Consider the following 17,932-nt stretch of genomic DNA (forward strand, 5'->3'; position numbering starts at 1 on the left):
CATAAAAAAAGCCAGCTAATAAAGCTGGCTCAATATTACTAAATTAGTAATCAAACAGGGAAATCAACATGAAACTTGTATAACAACATATCAACTACAAGCATATTAATAGACCCAGCTATTATTGATTAGTTCAAAAATATTTTAAATAAAATAGTTTAAAATATTCAGGCAAAAAAAAGCCAGCGCTGAACTGGCTGGCTTAATCATTACTATGTCTAGTAACTACTATATGGGATATCAACATGAAAACTTGGAGAAACTGCAATTTAACCAAGCTGTATTAATAGACAGCCCACAATTCAAATAAGTTCAAAAAATTATTGTTAATTTTTAACTTTTAATTAAAGACAACATTTGTTGTTCATCAAACTGGGTAAAACTCATTGATTTTTCAGTAAATAATGCATCTACAAGCGCTTGTTTATCTTGCTGCATTTGAAACACTTTTTGTTCAATAGAGTTAGCCATAATCAATTTATACACAAATACCGGATTAGTTTGGCCAATACGATAAGCACGATCGGTCGCTTGCTTTTCAACAGCTGGATTCCACCAAGGATCAAAATGAATAACGGTATCGGCTTGGGTTAAATTAAGCCCTGTGCCACCTGCTTTTAAGCTAATTAAAAATACCGAAGTAGTGCCACTGGTGAATTCGTCTATCACTTTATCGCGATGGCGCGTTTGCCCAGTTAACATGCTAAATTTAATGTTAAGTGTATTCAAACGCTCGGCAATTAAATCAAGTGCAGAGGTAAACTGACTGAATATAATCACCTTACGGCCAAGGCTGAGCATTAAAGGTAAATGGCTTGATAACCATTCTAACTTAGCACTAGCAGCGTCGGTTTCTGGCTCAATAAGTTTAGGATGACAACAAATTTGGCGAAGTTTTAATAGTGCCTCTAGAAAGGCGAGTTTACTTTTTTGCACGCCTTGCTCGGCAAATAAATCAATGAGTTTTTCTTCAAGCGCATGTGTTATGCCTTGGTACATGTCTTTTTGTTTAGGCTCAAATTCAAACTCTTTAACAAGCTCCGTTTTTTGCGGCAGTTCTTGAGCTACTTGGGCTTTAGTCCGGCGCAAAATAAACGGCATAATTAACGCTTTTAACTGCTCTGCACGCTCAATGTTACTTTCGCGCTCAATAGGACCTTGAAAGTGCTGCTTAAAGTGCGCCTGGGAACCTAATAGCGAAGGCATAGCAAAATCGAGTAACGACTTTAATTCAAATAAATTGTTCTCAATTGGGGTACCGCTTAAGCAAAGCTTAAAATCGGCATTCAAACGTTTAACTAACCGCGATACCTGTGCCGTATCATTTTTAATATACTGCGCTTCATCAAGAATAATGTTTTCAAAATACAGTGGCGAATAATAAGCAATGTCACGTTTTAATAACGGATAGGTGGTTAATATACACTGTGCTTGTGCCAAGTGTTTCAACGCATCATTACGGTGTGCACCAAAAATAGTGGTCACTTTTAAGTTTTTAGCAAACTTGTTAATTTCGTTTTGCCAATTACTCACTAAGCTTGTTGGGCAAACAATAAGCGTAGGGCCAGCCTGCGGAGTATTATAAGAACTGGCTAAATAAGCAATCACCTGCAAAGTTTTACCCAAGCCCATATCGTCCGCTAAAATACCACCTAGCTGATTACGCTTTAAAAAGTTAAGCCAAGCTACGCCTTCTTGTTGGTATTCTCTAAGAACCACAGAATCGTGTAAGCCATGAATGGCGATATTGGGCGATAACAGCGCGTCATTACTTAGCTCATCAAGGTAGCGCTCTAATGACGGATCATGTAGCTCAACATTAATGGCTGTGTGCTTAACTAACTCAGGTAAGTATGAAAGTGGAATATTAAATTCGTCGCGCGTTTTAATAAACTCAAATCGCAATTTAAACTCAATTAATAAATTAAACGCAGCCTTATCTATAACTCCAAATTGACGGCCAACGGGATAGTAATAAAACAATTCGCTTTGACGATTTAACGATTCAAACAGTTTATTATTTACATTAAATAAAGTGGCCACTTTGGTATCGTTAAGCACAACTTTGCAATGCATTTGATGCCCAGCAGCTCTGTTTACATGCAAGGAAATTTGGTTTTTAGTATCGGCAATATTTATTTTGCTCATTGATACTTGCCAGCCACGTTGCTTAAAGCTTGGTAACACCTCATGCGCTAACCAGTGTAAGTGAATAGCCGATTCCTGACTAAAAATAAACTCGCTGTGTAAACCCCCTTTACAAAAATCAAAGCCTAAGTTGACCAGTTCGTTGGTAACGGTGTTTTCAAATGCACTGTTTATTAGTTTTTCAGGCGCTGTACCTGCTAAGTAGTTTTTATTTTTATACTTAAACGATAACGAAATAGCCATTACTGAGCCCGACATGCTGACTTTAAGTACGGCATTACTCAACGACTTAACAGGCATGCTTGGTGCATTAGTAGGATGGGGAATAACACCGGCACCAAAATTATCAGCAAGCTGCTTATAAATTCGATCAAAGTTTGTATCGTGAAGTGCTGGTATTGTTTGTAAATGAGCAATTTCGTCCGCACTGAGCGGCGTGCGAATGCGGCCTAGCTTATATTTATCTAAATCTAAGTAGATGGGCGGTGTAGTTTTAATTAACGCCCAATTAGGAATTTGATCAAGATGAATTTTTAACTGGGTGACTTCTTTTTGTTTTTCCCAAACAAAATTTAGGGGTAAGCCAGGTTGCGCTTTTATAGGTACTCGCGAACGCTGTAAAAATAATCGTTCTGTAGCTAGTAATTGCTGCAGCGCGTTAAAGCCCCATTGACCTTTGAGTTCAATATTACCGACCGCATTTTGCGAGCGGATCCAGCTATATAATCTAAAATCACTTTCTAGCAGGTCGCTAGGGGTTACAAAACTATTAAGCTGTTGCTCAGTTAAATTGCGACCTAATGCATAATTATTATTTTTATCGTAGTTGGCAATTTTAGGCGTTAAAAATACTTTATCGTTTTCAATATCTAATACAAACAGTAACACTTGTGATGGATGAGCTTGATCGGTGTTTTTAAGCGAGCTAAGTTCGCTAAACCAGTCATTAATAAAATAGTCTTCGCCGTATTCACCTGAGTGTTCAATTTTAAGTTTTAACAAAATTGCAGCCAAATGGCGGCATTTAGTTTTAACATTACAAGTACAGTGTGTGTCGACTGAATAGCCAGTTGGTAATTTACTGATCTCAATTCGTTGGTTAAACGCAATGCCCTTATCGCCTTGCACAGTAGAATCAACCACAGAGAAATCAGCATTATGTTCTAACCAACTTATTTGGCCGTTTTTATAATACGACTTACCTTTTGCTAACACCGCGGGTTTAAACAATTTTTTTATGAATCGCTCAGAAAGAGGAAACTGGGTAGCCTGCTCATTTTTAATTTCTTCAAAAATAGCCATTAAATCATTTTTTGATAAGTTAGCAGACATGTCACTCAAAGTATTAAAATTTAAAAACAATTTTTCCAGTATATGCCTTATCAACGCTGAGCTAAAGCAATATTATTTTTAAAATAAACTGGTTGGATCTGATTGGTTAGTAAAAAATTGGTTTATAAGGATTGTTTAATTTTGCTCACTAAAAAAAGGCGTTTAAATTACAAAATAAAAACAATAAATTAACTTAATAGAGAGGTTTTGCTAGGAGTAGATCAGGTTTTTACTAACAAGGTAGCAATTTAATCAAATAGAGCAGGTTTAGTTAGTAAAAATACGATCCTTAGTGGTTTATCGGGCCTGTTTTGCTTTTTATTACCACGGAAGATCAGATTTTTACTAACTAATTAAGAGGGCTAGATCACTATTTTACTAACCTCCCCCCTTTACAGATCACGATATTACTAACTAATTAAAAGCACTTAATAGTTTAGTCAGTTGTTCTAAGCGCTTGTCTGTCATCACTTTATTATTAATTTTTATTGAAACGTCACCACTTTTAAGGTTACGTTGCACACTAATAAAGTCGTTTTCAAGCACAGCCTCACGCTTTAATGCTGTTTTAGGCTCTGCGGTTAATAGTTTAGTGATCAGCATAGCGCGCTTGTCGTCGGCTTCTAAGGCATTAACTTCATCATTGCTTGCAAGTGCTACAACTAACTCGTTAAATGCAACCTCGTCTCGCTCCTTTGCGTTAATCAGCTTTTTAGCGACTTCTCTACCAACATGATTAGCTGTTGGGTAAAGAGCTATAACATCGGCAGATATTTGCTCATACGCTTTAATAGCATCAGCAATGGCGGTATGCGATACCCCTTCAATAACGGCAATCTCGCGGTACGATCCTTTTTTGCCTTGTTGAATGAGTTCGTTTCGAGTTTGCTGATACGCTTGACCTAACTCCCAAAGACTTGGAGCAATGTATTGATCCGAAGAAACAGCTAACACTTTGGCATCTTGCTCATTAAAATCACTTGAACTCAAAACAAGATAATCTGCACCAGCCAAAATACAGGCTTTGCGACGTCTTGAGCCTGCAAGAACAAGACTCATATCACCTTGATCCCAAAGCAGGGCGGGGTGCTGATTACGTCCATCTTCTTTAATTGCAGGGAGTATATCGGATACCGACTTTTCGTTTAAAAGCGCTTGTACACGGCGATTTTTACCATAAACCTGAGTCGATTTTTCAATCTCGTTATGAGCAATCACTTTACAAACCAATGTGATTTCGCGATTAGGATCGCTTGGCGCAGGCATACGAATAACATCGCCTGCATTAGCTTGCTCTAAAAGAGCGTCTAAACTGCTACTGCCGACAGCGGTTGCAAAGGGATCTAAGCGGGTGTCATTTTTACGTTTTTTAGCCATTTTTAGTCAACATCCTTACTTAGGCGTATTTAATTTTGATTGTGTAGATTGCCAATTTGAACGAATTAGCATTTCGAGTTCGTCAACAACATCTTTGATATTTTCTTGTGCGCGCATTAACGATTCTCTACTCGCTAAACTGTCAGACGCTTTTTGATCAAAAATAGTATTAAACGAGGATGAACTCGCAGTAATTGCTGAGCTGTGATTAATAGGGTAGCTCATGACTTGGCGACCAAAGGCGCTTCTTACGTCTTTAACTATGTCACGTTGTGAGTGATTACCTTTTACATAATTGGTAACCAAAAATTGCATAAAGTCCCAACCATCGTGACCAAGAGCTGCAACGGTATGATAAATCTCACCTAAACGTTTTAAATATTTATTATTAGCATCAAAGTCTACCGCTTCAGGATGAACCGGTATAAGCATCGCTGTAGAAGCCATTAATGCATTATAAAACATAAAGTTAAGGGTAGGCGCTGTATCAATTAGTAAAATATCAAATTCATCTTTTACTGGCTCGATAACACGCTCTAACAGCTTATGGTAATGGCGAGTTTGCTCATAGTTTGAGGTGTCTTTAAGCAACGTTGCAGTTTCGTGTTCAAAATAAAAATCATCCATACCTGAGGGTAAAACACGAATATTAGGAATATGAGTTGGTAAAAAAGAGTTTGAAACAAATTCAGGCCAGGTTTCACCTTCTTCAAGATCAATGCAGTCACGCATTAAATCACCAACAGTAATTGGATCGGGCTCAGAAGATGGGAAAAAGCTAGATGATGACCCCTGCGGATCTAAATCGATAATACCAATTCGGTAACGCTTGATGTTAGTAGTGGCAAGTGCTGCAGCAATATTAACCATGCTCGTTGTTTTACCACAACCACCTTTTAGTGAATTAATAACAATAACTTGGAGTTTGTCTGTTGGTGCACGATGATCGGGTTTTATATCCATTATATCGGCCATGGCAAAAATATTAACCAACGTATAAGCGTAATGACCGTTTGCACCGCGTTTTATGTTTAAATCGTCAAAATCACCATTGTCGTGGCGTCTTTTTAAGGTACGATTATTACAACCAAGTAAATCAGCAGCGGCTTTTTGGGTGTAAGTTCTTAATTCTTTTTCTTCAGATTTAAGATGGGCGCGGTAATGTTGAATACGTCCTTCTAGTGATTTTTCAGCAACTTCTGCGGTTGCTTTCAAAAGTCGGTAGGTATCTAGCGCATTATTATTGATAGACATACTTTATTCCTCAAAGTTAGGCGTTTAGTATAATGTCCATTCAATTAGCTGTAAACAACTATTTAAGGCGACATGCATTTTAAATACATGACATATAAAATAATTTTACGCCTTTAATATTGCTTAGTATAAATAAAGAAGTTTAAGTATGGTTAAATATATAAGGTATTAAAGGCTAAGGCCTTAAAATATACATATAACATTATGATTTATATAAACAATGTTAAAAAAACTGGATCAGCATTGTACGTGGTTAAGATCAGATCCTTATCTACTGGCAGATCACCTTTTTACTAAGCAAATATTTAGCAGCTTAGTTACGCACAGGTTAAGCACTGAGTTACTCACAAAACAGATGCTGTAGATCATGTTTTTACTAAGTAAATTATAAAGTTATGCACCCACCATCAGGAATAATAAGCGGTTTAATTAGTATAGATCTGATCTGTAGTAAGTACAGATCAGATCTATGCTAACTGGAACTAAGCTTATCCACAGGCCTCTCATTTTTGCTGTCATTTGTCGTGCTAAATTTAAAAAAAAACACTTTGCAATGGACAAATTTATTCTTCAGTTAGTAAAAATTCGGTTTATTAAAGCCTAGTTAGTAAAAACCTGATCTGAAATCTCATGTTTTTACTTTTTCTTAGTAAAATATTGATCTGTGCATTTTATTTGAAGTCAGATCACTTTTATACTAACTTAAACATTTAACTTTTGTGGCTTTATGTGTTGTTATTAGCTGTCACAATAAAAACGGAAATAAAAACCATGAGCCGAAAGGTCAACATCTCGGTAGATAACTTGCCCGATACACTTAGGGGCCAAATTCACGGGGTGGAAAGTGCAATTGATAACGAAAGCTTAGCACTATTTACAGATAATAAAGATGTGCGAATTTCGATAGAAAATGCAGCCCATGGGTTACGCGCTTACTCTAACACATTTAACCATTATGATCTGTGGGGACGCTTTGTTCGCTCAGGACATAAAAAGCTGCCACTTGAAGAAGCCCCTAAAAAAACCATTATTACACGTAAGATATCTGAGAAAGTAGACGGTATTTTATACGATGGTGAAATTAAAATAACACCGGCTGTGGTAAGTACTCGTAAAGATGGTGAAGACGTAGAATACTTAGTTTGGCCATCAGATAGAGAAGAAAAAGTTGAGCGTGCACTTATTCGCCTTGCTTCAAAAGGTAAAATAGTAAAAATTAATTTTAAGTCCGGTATTCAATATGCCGTTGTGTTTTCTATGAACGAATTAGCACAAGAACTTAAAGCGGTAGGTCAATCTATGCCTTACCCACAAATTAAAGAATCGCTCGAAGCATTACAAGGTTCAAAACTTTCTTTTAAATATTCTGCTACTGACACTAAAAACTCTGATATTGATGACTCGTTCTACGAGTCGAACATGAACTTTTTATCGTCTTTACACTTTAGTGGTAAAAAAGGCCAAGGCGGAAATGTTAAATGTGTAGCGTGTTTAAATGCGTTTGTTCATAACATGATCGATAACCTTGAATATAAAGGTTATTATTTTAATAGTGCTCAAGAGTTAAAGCGCGGATTATCGCGTTGGATGATGCTACGTTTATATCATTTATGGCGCTATGCTGCCCCAGGAAAAACATACCATTTTAGACTGTTGTCTATTATGGAAAAATATGGCTCTATCTATTCAACTGATGATATTACCGAAAATAAATTAAAAGCACTGCGCCGTGATATGACTACCACGATGAAAGATTTAATAGAAAAAGGAGCAATATCTGAGTACAGCATTACTAATGTAAAAGATGATAAAACAGGTAATATTGTAGATTACACTTATGAAATGCACCCATCTGATCAGTTTTGTGATGAGATACTGGCATTAAATAAACATAACAAACGGATAGAGATACAAGGTGGTAAACGCATTGTTGAAAATGCAGTATTAATTGATGAAGATAAGCTGGAAGAAATTGTAGAAAAATAATTATATTAATTTTTACCAGTAGTTATATTAAAGGCCACATTAAGTGGCCTTTTTAACATAATTACTTTGTTACTTGTTCTAAATATAAACGGTCTACCAGAAAGTCATACTCACGTTTTCGTGGATGTGATAACGGTTTTTCGTAACTCGTCAGTTGGCCATACTTAACATCGGGTTGTGGGTTTATAAGAATAAAAGGTAAGGCCGCACTAACATGATAACGATTTTGAGCCGTGTATCTTACATTAACTTGTGGGCTAACTCGGGTAGGGCGCCTAATTCGTAATTTTTCTTTTTCACCTAGACTGGCAACACGAACTTGCTCTTGAGCAACCAATGATTGCCATTTTTGCTGATCAATCATTCTTGGGTTTTTATACCCAGCGGACTTTTCGAGCATTTCAAGAGCCATCTTCTTTGTGAGTGTTTTAGTGGCGTGTTTATGCATCCAAGTAAAACGAACTGAAAAAGGGGATTCGCTTTCGCTATGAATTTTACGATAAGCGGCAAGCGTAATTAAATTTGGCATAGCATTATGCACGGCTTCAAATCGAGCATCGTTATTGTCTATCGCCAAAATACAATTTTTAAATGCCGCTTTTGCATTATTAACTTGAGCAATCCGATCAATAATGGCTTGTTTATTAGCGTCTTGTATAATTAATAAACCAGGGTGGCGCTTTAATACGCGACTACTCAGACCAGGCTTTTTATACATATCAGAAAAAGAATTTAAAATAGCCTTTTGTGCTAGTTCCCCTGTAATTTTAGATACTGCAATCGACTCGGGAATTATATTTTCATCCACACTGCTTATTTCTGGCAGTTGATAGTATTCAGCTTTAGCAAACCCATATTCTTTAAGCTCCTCAATTAGCCTAAGCGTTAACTCATTGAGTAAATCAAACTGACTTCTAATTTGTACCTTCGTAACCATAACACCACCAAGAACACATCTTACTATTTAGCTATTTTCGCAAATAACCTTTTCTTTTGGTAGTTATTTCAGAAATATTACTCTATTGCTAAGGTTAACTTTAAATCAAATGAAGTATGATGTGTTCTTTATTATTGGTATGATCATTTTAATAATAATATTTTCTAACTTACTAATAGTTAAATATAAATGCAGTGTGAAGGAGTAGGTATAAACCAGCAGAACTACTCAGCTAGCATATATATTTGAAACTACATAACTGACGGTTGATATATTTAATTTTAACTGTAAAGTTAAGAATACATATAGTTGATTTAAGTATGATGTGTTCCTTGTATTAACATTATCTTATACAGCTTAGCTAAGTGGCTGCAAGCAAAGCTTAATAAATACCACTCTTACTATTTATCCTATTGTTTTTTAATGTATTAGTGTTCTTTATTTATATATTTATTATCAATAAAATAGTTAAATCATAGATAATAATCCTATTTAAATTTACCTAATAACTAAATAATTGGTAAATAGTCGATTTAGTCCTTGAACAAAGCCCTCTGCATACGTTAATTTCAATACATCAGGTAATAGGAATGAGGAATGAACATGCAATCGTGGAACCCAAATAGTTGGAGAGAACTGCCAATACTGCAGCAGCCACAGTACCCAGATCAAGACATATTAAAATCTGTTGAAGGCCAGCTTAAAAGCGCACCGCCTTTAGTGTTTGCAGAAGAGACTAGAAGTTTGTTTAAACAACTTGAAGATGTGTGTGAAGGCCGCGCATTTTTACTTCAAGGTGGTGACTGCGCAGAATCATTTAGTGACTTTAACGCTGCAAATATTCGCGATACATTTAAGACCATTTTACAAATGGCTGTAGTACTAACCTATGGCGGTAAATGCCCAGTTGTAAAAATTGCACGTATGGCAGGTCAATACGCTAAGCCACGCTCAGCCGACTTAGAAACAATAGACGGTGTTTCGTTACCATCTTACCGTGGTGATATAGTAAATAACTTTGAGTTTACTGAAGAAGCACGTATTCCAGACCCTCAGCGTTTAATGACCGCGTATCATCACAGTGCGGCAACACTCAACCTACTACGTGCTTTTGCACAAGGTGGGCTTGCTGACTTACATCAGGTTAACCGTTGGAACATGGGCTTTGTTGCTGCTAATCCACAAAAAGCAAAATACCAACAGCTGGCAGATAAAATTCAAGACGCTTTAGAATTCATGGAAGTATGTGGTATTAATTCAACTATAGCGCCAAGCTTAAAAGAAACAGATTTATATACATCACACGAAGCGTTATTGCTAGGCTATGAAGAGGCATTAACCCGTAGAGACCATTTATCAGGCGACTGGTACGATTGTTCAGCGCACTTTGTTTGGATTGGTGAGCGTACACGTCAGTTAGACCATGCTCATATTGAATTCTTTAAGGGCATTAAAAATCCAATAGGCGTTAAAGTTGGCCCAGGTATGGATCCTGACGAACTTATCCGTTTAATTGATGCACTAAACCCAGATAACATTCCTGGCAGGTTAACGCTCATTACACGAATGGGTGCAGATGTATTACCAGAGAAGCTACCGGCGCTTGTTCGCAAAGTACAGCAAGAAGGGCGTAAGGTAATTTGGAGCTCAGATCCAATGCATGGCAATACAGAGAAAGCCAGCTCAGGTTATAAAACTCGCAGCTTTGATAACATTATGCGCGAAATTAGTCAGTTCTTCGCTGTTCACAAAGCTGAAGGCTCATACGCAGGTGGTGTTCATTTAGAAATGACCGGACAACATGTTACTGAATGTACCGGTGGTGCATACGGTTTATCAGATGATGACTTAGCGCAGCGTTACAAAACTCAATGTGACCCTCGCTTAAATGCCGATCAAGTATTAGAGCTTGGCTTTTTAGTTGCAGACCTTTTAAAAGATGCTCGCAAGTAATACGCCTTCCTAATATGTTAAAAGCCGCTATTATTTAGCGGCTTTTTTGTGTGCTGTGTGTAATTACATGCTTAAATCATATGTTAGTTTGTTAGTACTTACGACGCTCAAGACCAGTATCAGAAATGATTTTTGCTGAGATCTCTTCAACCGAATGGTGGGTAGAATTTAAATGAGCAATTTTATGCTTCTTATAGAGCATTTCTACTTCGCGCACTTCAATACGACACTGTCTAATTGATGCATATTTTGAATTTGCCATTCGTCTATCTCTGATCGCAGCCAGTCTCTCAGGGTCTATAGTTAAACCAAACAGTTTATGCTTATAAGGCACTAAGCACTTGGGTAACCCTTCGCTTTCTAAATCATCTTCTGTGATCGGATAGTTGGCCGCTTTAATACCGTATTGCAGGGCCAAATAGAGGCTTGTTGGCGTTTTACCGCTTCGACTAACGCCAACTAAAATAATATCAGCCTCAGCAAAGTTTTTAATATTACCGCCGTCGTCATTCATTAAAGCATAGTTAACTGCATCAATTCTAAAGTCATAACTTTTTTCGTGTATTGAATGGGTTCGATGTACTTTAGGTACTGGTGCAACGTTTAATTCGCTTTCAATTTTTTCGCTATAGGTTGTTAAAAAGTCATACGAGACAGCATCTGCAGAGCGAATAATTTCCGATAATTTATGATTCACAAAAGTAAAAAAAACTAAAGGCTTCTCACCTTGCTTAGACGATGTGGCGTTAATAAGCGCTTTGATTTCATGCGCTTTTTCTTCGGTTTCTACAAAAGGAATTGTTTTATGATTAAATTCGACAGGAAATAAAGACAAGGTCGCATGACCAAACACTTCAGATGTGATTGCCGTGCCATCTGAAATATAAAACGCAGTTCTCATAAAGCCTCTTTATTATTACATTTAATTTTAAAATAAGTGTATCACGGTTTACGTGAGGACGTTTGCCAGTGTAGAATGGGGGCGACCTTTATAAAAGGTTTTCTTTCTTAACTCTCACAGTTAGTACTACAATTTGTTTTTTGGAGAAAGATCCGTGCAAGAATACGTTCTCTGGTATCAAGAGCTTGGTATGCAAGATGTTCCTCGAGTTGGTGGTAAAAATGCCTCACTTGGTGAAATGATTTCAAACTTAGCTAACGCAGGTGTGCAAGTCCCAGGTGGTTTTGCTACTACCTCAGACGCTTTTAACGAGTTTTTAGAACAATCAGGACTCAACGCAAAAATTCACGACATTTTAGATACTCTTGATGTTGATGATGTAAACACACTCGCCAAAGTCGGCGCCGATATCCGTCAGTGGATTATCGATACCCCATTCCAACCTAGTCTAGATAAAGCAATCCGCGATGCATACAGCCAACTTCATGGTGATGCTTCTGCAGATGTTTCATTCGCTGTTCGTTCATCAGCTACTGCTGAAGATATGCCAGACGCCTCGTTTGCAGGCCAACAAGAAACGTTCTTAAACGTTGTTGGTATTGATTCTGTAATGACTGCTATTAAACACGTATTCGCTTCGTTATTTAACGACCGCGCTATTTCTTATCGTGTTCACCAAGGCTACGATCACCGTGGTGTAGCGTTATCAGCGGGTATTCAACGCATGGTACGCTCTGATAAATCAGCATCAGGTGTTATGTTCAGTATTGATACTGAATCGGGCTTTGAAGATGTAGTGTTTATCACATCAAGCTATGGTTTGGGTGAAATGGTTGTTCAGGGTGCGGTTAACCCTGATGAATTTTATGTTCATAAACCAACGCTACTTAAAAACAAGCCAGCTGTAGTACGTCGTAACATTGGCTCTAAAGCCATTCAAATGATTTACTCTCAAGACAAAGCTCATGGCAAACAAGTAGAAATTGTTGACGTAGACTCAGCACTTTCAAACAAATTTTCGATTACAGATGAAGAAGTGCAAGATCTTGCCAAACAAGCTGTAATCATTGAAAAACATTACGGTCGTCCAATGGACATCGAATGGGCAAAAGATGGTAACGATGGCAAACTATATATAGTTCAAGCGCGTCCAGAAACTGTTCGCTCAAACGAAGACACAAACGTAATGGAACGCTTCCAACTAAATGGCAGCAGCAATGTTGTTGTTGAAGGCCGTGCAATTGGTCATAAAATTGGTAGTGGTGTTGTACGTGTACTTGACTCAATCAAAGAGATGGACCAAGTACAAGTAGGTGACATATTAGTTACCGACATGACAGACCCAGACTGGGAACCTATTATGAAACGCGCGGCTGCGATTGTTACAAATCGTGGTGGTCGTACATGTCATGCTGCAATCATTGCACGTGAGTTAGGTATTCCAGCCGTTGTTGGTTGTGGTAATGCAACAGACTTAATTAAAGCAGGTCAAGAAGTTACTGTATCATGTGCCGAAGGCGATACAGGTTTCATCTACGAAGGTATTTTAGACTTTGAAGTACTTACTTCACGTGTTGACGAAATGCCTGAACTTCCAATGAAAGTGATGATGAACGTAGGTAACCCAGATCGCGCATTCGATTTTGCACGTTTACCACATTCAGGTGTTGGCCTTGCGCGCGTTGAGTTTATCATCAACCGTATGATTGGCGTTCACCCTAAAGCGTTATTAAATTTTGATGCACAAACAGATGCATTAAAAGCAGAAATCACAGACATGATTGCCGGTTACGAATCACCTGTTGAATTCTATATTGGTAAACTAGTTGAAGGTATTTCTACCTTAGGTTGTGCGTTTGCACCAGAGCGTGTAATTGTTCGTATGTCTGATTTTAAATCAAACGAATACGCTAACTTAGTGGGCGGCCAGCAATACGAGCCAGAAGAAGAAAACCCAATGATTGGTTTCCGTGGCGCTGCACGTTATATCTCTGAAGACTTCCGTGATTGTTTTGCACTTGAGTGTGAAGCTATAAAACGCGTAAGAAACAGCATGGATATGACCAACATCGAAATCATGATCCCATTCGTACGTACCCTTGAAGAAGGTAAACGCGTTATTGAATTACTTGAAGAACATGGCCTTAAACGTGGCGAAAATGGTCTTAAAGTAATCATGATGTGTGAGCTTCCGTCAAATGCATTAATGGCTGAAGAGTTCTTAGAATACTTCGATGGTTTCTCTATCGGTTCTAACGATTTAACACAGTTAACGCTTGGTCTTGATCGCGACTCAGGTTTAATTGCTCACCTATTTGATGAGCGCGACCCTGCAATCAAAAAGCTACTTTCTATGGCTATTAAAACAGCCAAAGAAAAAGGTAAATATGTAGGTATTTGTGGTCAAGGTCCTTCAGATCATGAAGACTTTGCAGCATGGTTAGTAGAGCAGGGCATTGACTCTGTTTCGCTAAACCCAGATACAGTACTAGAAACATGGTTATACTTAGCAGACAAACTTGCTAAGTAAGTTACCTCGTTAAAAAATGCCAGCAACTGCTGGCATTTTTTATGACTAAAAATTAATTTTTTGCTAATTTTTTATCTAAATAGGCACATGAACGAGTCAGTGCTTTTTGACACCAAGTTAAATACCCTCTAGCTTTAGGGTAATATATAGAAAAGCAGAATAAGCCTGCAATAAAAAATATTAACGATGGCCCTGGCACCACAGCAAACAATAATCCGAGTAAAATAAACAGTGTTCCGCTGATCTGCATTAGTAGTTTTTTCATATAAACCTCATTGTAGGCGTTTAACTTGATTATAATTGCAGCTGCTCATATATCGATAAAAAGAGTGTTACAAACTGTAAAATCTTCAATTTCTATTAGCCATCGCCATGATATAATTACACAAATGCATTAATAAGCGCCGCCATGATAGCAACTATTACACAACAAGATGCCGCGACCGAGCTTGTCGCAAATTATTTAAATACTATAAAAAATCAAGGGTTTACTGGGGATACTGACGCAAGCTATGCAACCAGACTCACAGCGTCAACCGATAACAGTATCTACCAGCAGCTTCCGCAAGGTGTTATTTTTCCAAAAAGCGAAAAAGACATTCAAGTTGCTCTGCAAATAGCATCGCAAGACCCTTTTTTATCGTTAACTTTTGGTCCTCGCGGTGGCGGCACAGGAACAAATGGTCAATCTTTAACGCCTGGTATTGTGGTTGATTTATCACGTTATATGCGTGAAATCCTCGAGATAAATGTTGAAGAAGGTTGGGTACGAGTTCAAACCGGTGTGATAAAAGATCAACTTAACGACTTTTTAAAACCGTATGGATTTTTCTTTTCACCCGATTTATCTACTAGTAACCGCGCCACTATTGGCGGCATGATCAGTACTGATGCATCGGGGCAAGGCTCCTTAGTTTATGGCAAAACCAGCGACCATGTTTTAGGGCTAACCACCTATTTAGTTGATGGCACTGCAATGTCTACCAGTCCAATAGACATTGAAAAAGCAAAAATAATTGCCGATCAGGAATCCTTAATTGGCAAACTCTATAAAACAGTATTAGACATATCACTTAATGAACGCGACGCTATATTAGCCAAATTTCCACGGTTAAATAGATTTTTAACCGGTTATGACCTAGAGCATGTGCTAAGTGAAGACTTACAAACTTTTGATATGAGCCGCTTAATAACCGGATCAGAAGGCTCTTTAGGCATAGTTACTGAAGCAAAATTAAACCTAACACCTATCGCAGAATTTAAAACCCTCATAAATATAAAATATGACAGTTTTGATTCTGCGCTTCGCCATTCACCATTTTTAGTTGATGCCCGCGCAACTTCAGTTGAAACCGTTGACAGCAAAGTATTAAATCTTGCCCGCGAAGATATTATTTGGCATTCAGTATCGGACTTAATAACCGACGTTGCTAATAAAGATATGCAAGGACTCAACATGGTTGAGTTTAATGCCGTATCACCAGAAGACATAAAAGACAAAGTAGACACATTATGTAAATTATTAGATGAGTGTGTAGCTAACCAAACTAATGGCGTTATTGGCTATCAGTTAACCAGTGATAAAAGCGATATACTGAAAATTTATGCAATGCGTAAAAAATCAGTGGGTTTACTCGGGAATGTAAAAGGCAGCCAAAAACCTCTCGCGTTTGCAGAAGACACCGCCGTTCCACCAGAAAATTTAGCCGATTATATTGTTGAATTTAGAGCGCTACTTGATAGCTATAATTTACAGTACGGTATGTTTGGTCATGTTGATGCTGGCGTTTTACATGTTAGGCCAGCACTGGATATGTGCGACCCTGAACAAGAAAAATTACTGCGCACTATTTCAGATGAAGTAGTAAAACTCACCGCAAAATACGGTGGTTTGATGTGGGGCGAGCACGGTAAAGGTTACAGAAGTGAATACGGTCCTGAATTTTTTGGTGAGCATTTATTTACGCAATTACGAAAAATAAAATCGGCGTTTGATCCAAATAATAAAATCAACCCCGGAAAAATATGTACCCCGCTTGAAAGTGAAGACTCACTAGTTAGCGTTGATGGGCAAAAGCGCTCTTACTTCGACAAGCAAATATCTATTGATGTTAAGACCAGTTTCAACAATGCAATGACCTGTAATGGTAACGGCTTATGTTTTAATTATGATGAAAACTCTCCAATGTGCCCGTCGTATAAAGTAACTGGCGATCGCCGTAATTCGCCAAAAGGTCGAGCAGGGCTAATGCGTGAATGGTTACGTCTTCAAGAGTCAAAAGATGTTAATTTACTTGAGGTAGAAAAAGAACTTAACAAAGGTGAAGTAATTACTTGGTGGGAGCGCTTTGTTCATAGCAGAGAGAAAAAACAAGGCGTTTACGATTTTTCACATGAAGTAAAAGCCTCAATGGATGAATGTTTAGCGTGTAAAGCGTGTACTACGGCTTGCCCAATAAAAGTAGATGTGCCAACTTTCCGTGCCCGTTTTTTAAATTATTATCACAGTTATTATGCCCGCCCACTCAAAGATTACTTAGTGGGTAATATAGAAAACAGTGCACAGTTAATGGCAAAATTTGCGAGGGTTATTAATCCAATTGTAAAAACATCATTAGTTAGTGGCCTCATTAAAAAAACGGTAGGCTATGTTGATACCCCTCAGCTAAGTATTCCTGCACTCAACAAACGTGTAAACAAAACGCAAAAATTTAATTTAGAATTACTTAAAAAACTAAGTACCGATGAGCAAAATGATTATGTACTCATTGTTCAAGACCCATTCACCAGCTTTTACGAAGCAGAATTGGTTGAGAGTTTTATTACACTAATTACTCAGCTTGGAAAAAAACCAATGCTGTTACCCTTTAAACCCAATGGCAAACCTCAGCACGTGAAAGGTTTTTTGCATGAATTTAAGCTAACGGCAAAAAATGCTGCAGAGTTTTTAAATCAGCTTAATGATATTAATGCACCGCTAGTTGGTTTAGATGCGTCGTTAGTGATGTGTTATCGCGATGAATATAATACAATTTTAGAAAATAACCGTGGCGATTTTAATGTGCAACTTGCGCATGAATGGTTAGAAACACAATCGTTCAGTGCTTTAGAAGCTAAACAAATAAATACTGAATTTACCTTATTAAGTCACTGTACCGAAACGACTGCATTACCAAAAGCCGCAAGTGTGTGGAAAAATATTTTTGATCAGCTTGGTTTAACATTAAACACCACAAGTACTGGGTGTTGTGGTATGGCCGGCACTTATGGTCATGAAGCACAAAACCAAGCAAACTCCAAAGCACTTTATGAAATGAGTTGGAAACCTATCGTTGATAAAAATAAACCTGAGCAACTTTTATCAACTGGCTTTTCATGTCGTAGCCAAGTAAAACGTTATGAAAAATTTAAGCCTAAGCATCCAATAGAGTTACTGGCAAAAGTACTTAGTTAATAATTTAACTAAGTAAGCTGTAAAATAAAAAGGCGCAACTTATTATTAAGTTACGCCTTT

At 37.7% G+C, this 17,932-nt stretch carries 10 protein-coding genes; 4 read left to right on the forward strand and 6 right to left on the reverse strand.

The window, feature by feature from the left end; translation table 11 throughout:
* Positions 1–333: 333 nt before the first annotated feature.
* The 3 genes from CWB75_RS09815 to CWB75_RS09825 form a co-directional block, all read right to left on the reverse strand.
* A complete protein-coding gene (locus CWB75_RS09815) occupies positions 334–3,480 on the reverse strand; it encodes a DEAD/DEAH box helicase (RefSeq protein WP_010388794.1) in 3,147 nt (1,048 codons plus the stop codon).
* A gap of 414 nt (positions 3,481–3,894) precedes the next feature.
* Entirely contained in the window at positions 3,895–4,857 is a 963-nt protein-coding gene (locus CWB75_RS09820) for a transcriptional regulator (protein ID WP_010388796.1), read from the reverse strand.
* Positions 4,858–4,872: 15 nt separating this feature from the next.
* On the reverse strand, positions 4,873–6,111 hold the full coding sequence (locus CWB75_RS09825; RefSeq protein WP_010388797.1) for an AAA family ATPase: 1,239 nt from the start codon (positions 6,109–6,111) through the stop codon (positions 4,873–4,875).
* A 771-nt stretch (positions 6,112–6,882) separates the two neighbouring features.
* Between CWB75_RS09825 and CWB75_RS09830 the strand changes: the two genes are divergently transcribed.
* The gene (locus tag CWB75_RS09830) at positions 6,883–8,097 is read left to right on the forward strand and encodes a hypothetical protein (protein ID WP_013463357.1); all 1,215 of its coding nucleotides are present in this window, start codon (positions 6,883–6,885) and stop codon (positions 8,095–8,097) included.
* A gap of 61 nt (positions 8,098–8,158) precedes the next feature.
* Here CWB75_RS09830 and CWB75_RS09835 read toward each other — a convergent pair whose 3' ends face one another.
* Positions 8,159–9,034 (reverse strand): DNA replication terminus site-binding protein, encoded by an 876-nt coding sequence (locus CWB75_RS09835; RefSeq protein WP_138570534.1) that lies wholly within the window; start codon positions 9,032–9,034, stop codon positions 8,159–8,161.
* A gap of 603 nt (positions 9,035–9,637) precedes the next feature.
* Between CWB75_RS09835 and CWB75_RS09840 the strand changes: the two genes are divergently transcribed.
* Positions 9,638–10,987 carry a class II 3-deoxy-7-phosphoheptulonate synthase gene (locus tag CWB75_RS09840; RefSeq protein WP_171039112.1) on the forward strand — a complete coding sequence of 450 codons (1,350 nt, stop codon included), beginning with the start codon at positions 9,638–9,640 and terminating at the stop codon, positions 10,985–10,987.
* Positions 10,988–11,078: 91 nt separating this feature from the next.
* Here the strand turns inward: CWB75_RS09840 and ppsR are convergent, their stop codons facing one another.
* Entirely contained in the window at positions 11,079–11,888 is an 810-nt protein-coding gene (ppsR, locus tag CWB75_RS09845; RefSeq protein WP_008108730.1) for a posphoenolpyruvate synthetase regulatory kinase/phosphorylase PpsR, read from the reverse strand.
* 154 nt (positions 11,889–12,042) lie between these two features.
* On the opposite strand from ppsR, the gene ppsA reads away from it, so the two are divergent.
* Positions 12,043–14,418, forward strand: coding sequence for a phosphoenolpyruvate synthase (gene ppsA / locus CWB75_RS09850; RefSeq protein ID WP_008108727.1), 2,376 nt, complete (start codon positions 12,043–12,045; stop codon positions 14,416–14,418).
* Positions 14,419–14,470: 52 nt separating this feature from the next.
* Here the strand turns inward: ppsA and CWB75_RS09855 are convergent, their stop codons facing one another.
* Positions 14,471–14,683: a PGPGW domain-containing protein gene (locus CWB75_RS09855; protein ID WP_138570536.1), complete on the reverse strand. Its 213-nt coding sequence runs from the start codon at positions 14,681–14,683 to the stop codon at positions 14,471–14,473.
* 144 nt (positions 14,684–14,827) lie between these two features.
* On the opposite strand from CWB75_RS09855, the gene ydiJ reads away from it, so the two are divergent.
* Entirely contained in the window at positions 14,828–17,872 is a 3,045-nt protein-coding gene (gene ydiJ, locus CWB75_RS09860; protein WP_138570537.1) for a D-2-hydroxyglutarate dehydrogenase YdiJ, read from the forward strand.
* The last annotated feature ends 60 nt before the right edge of the window (positions 17,873–17,932 follow it).

The organism is Pseudoalteromonas sp. S1608 (assembly GCF_005887265.1).
GTDB classification, from domain to species: Bacteria; Pseudomonadota; Gammaproteobacteria; order Enterobacterales; family Alteromonadaceae; genus Pseudoalteromonas; species Pseudoalteromonas undina.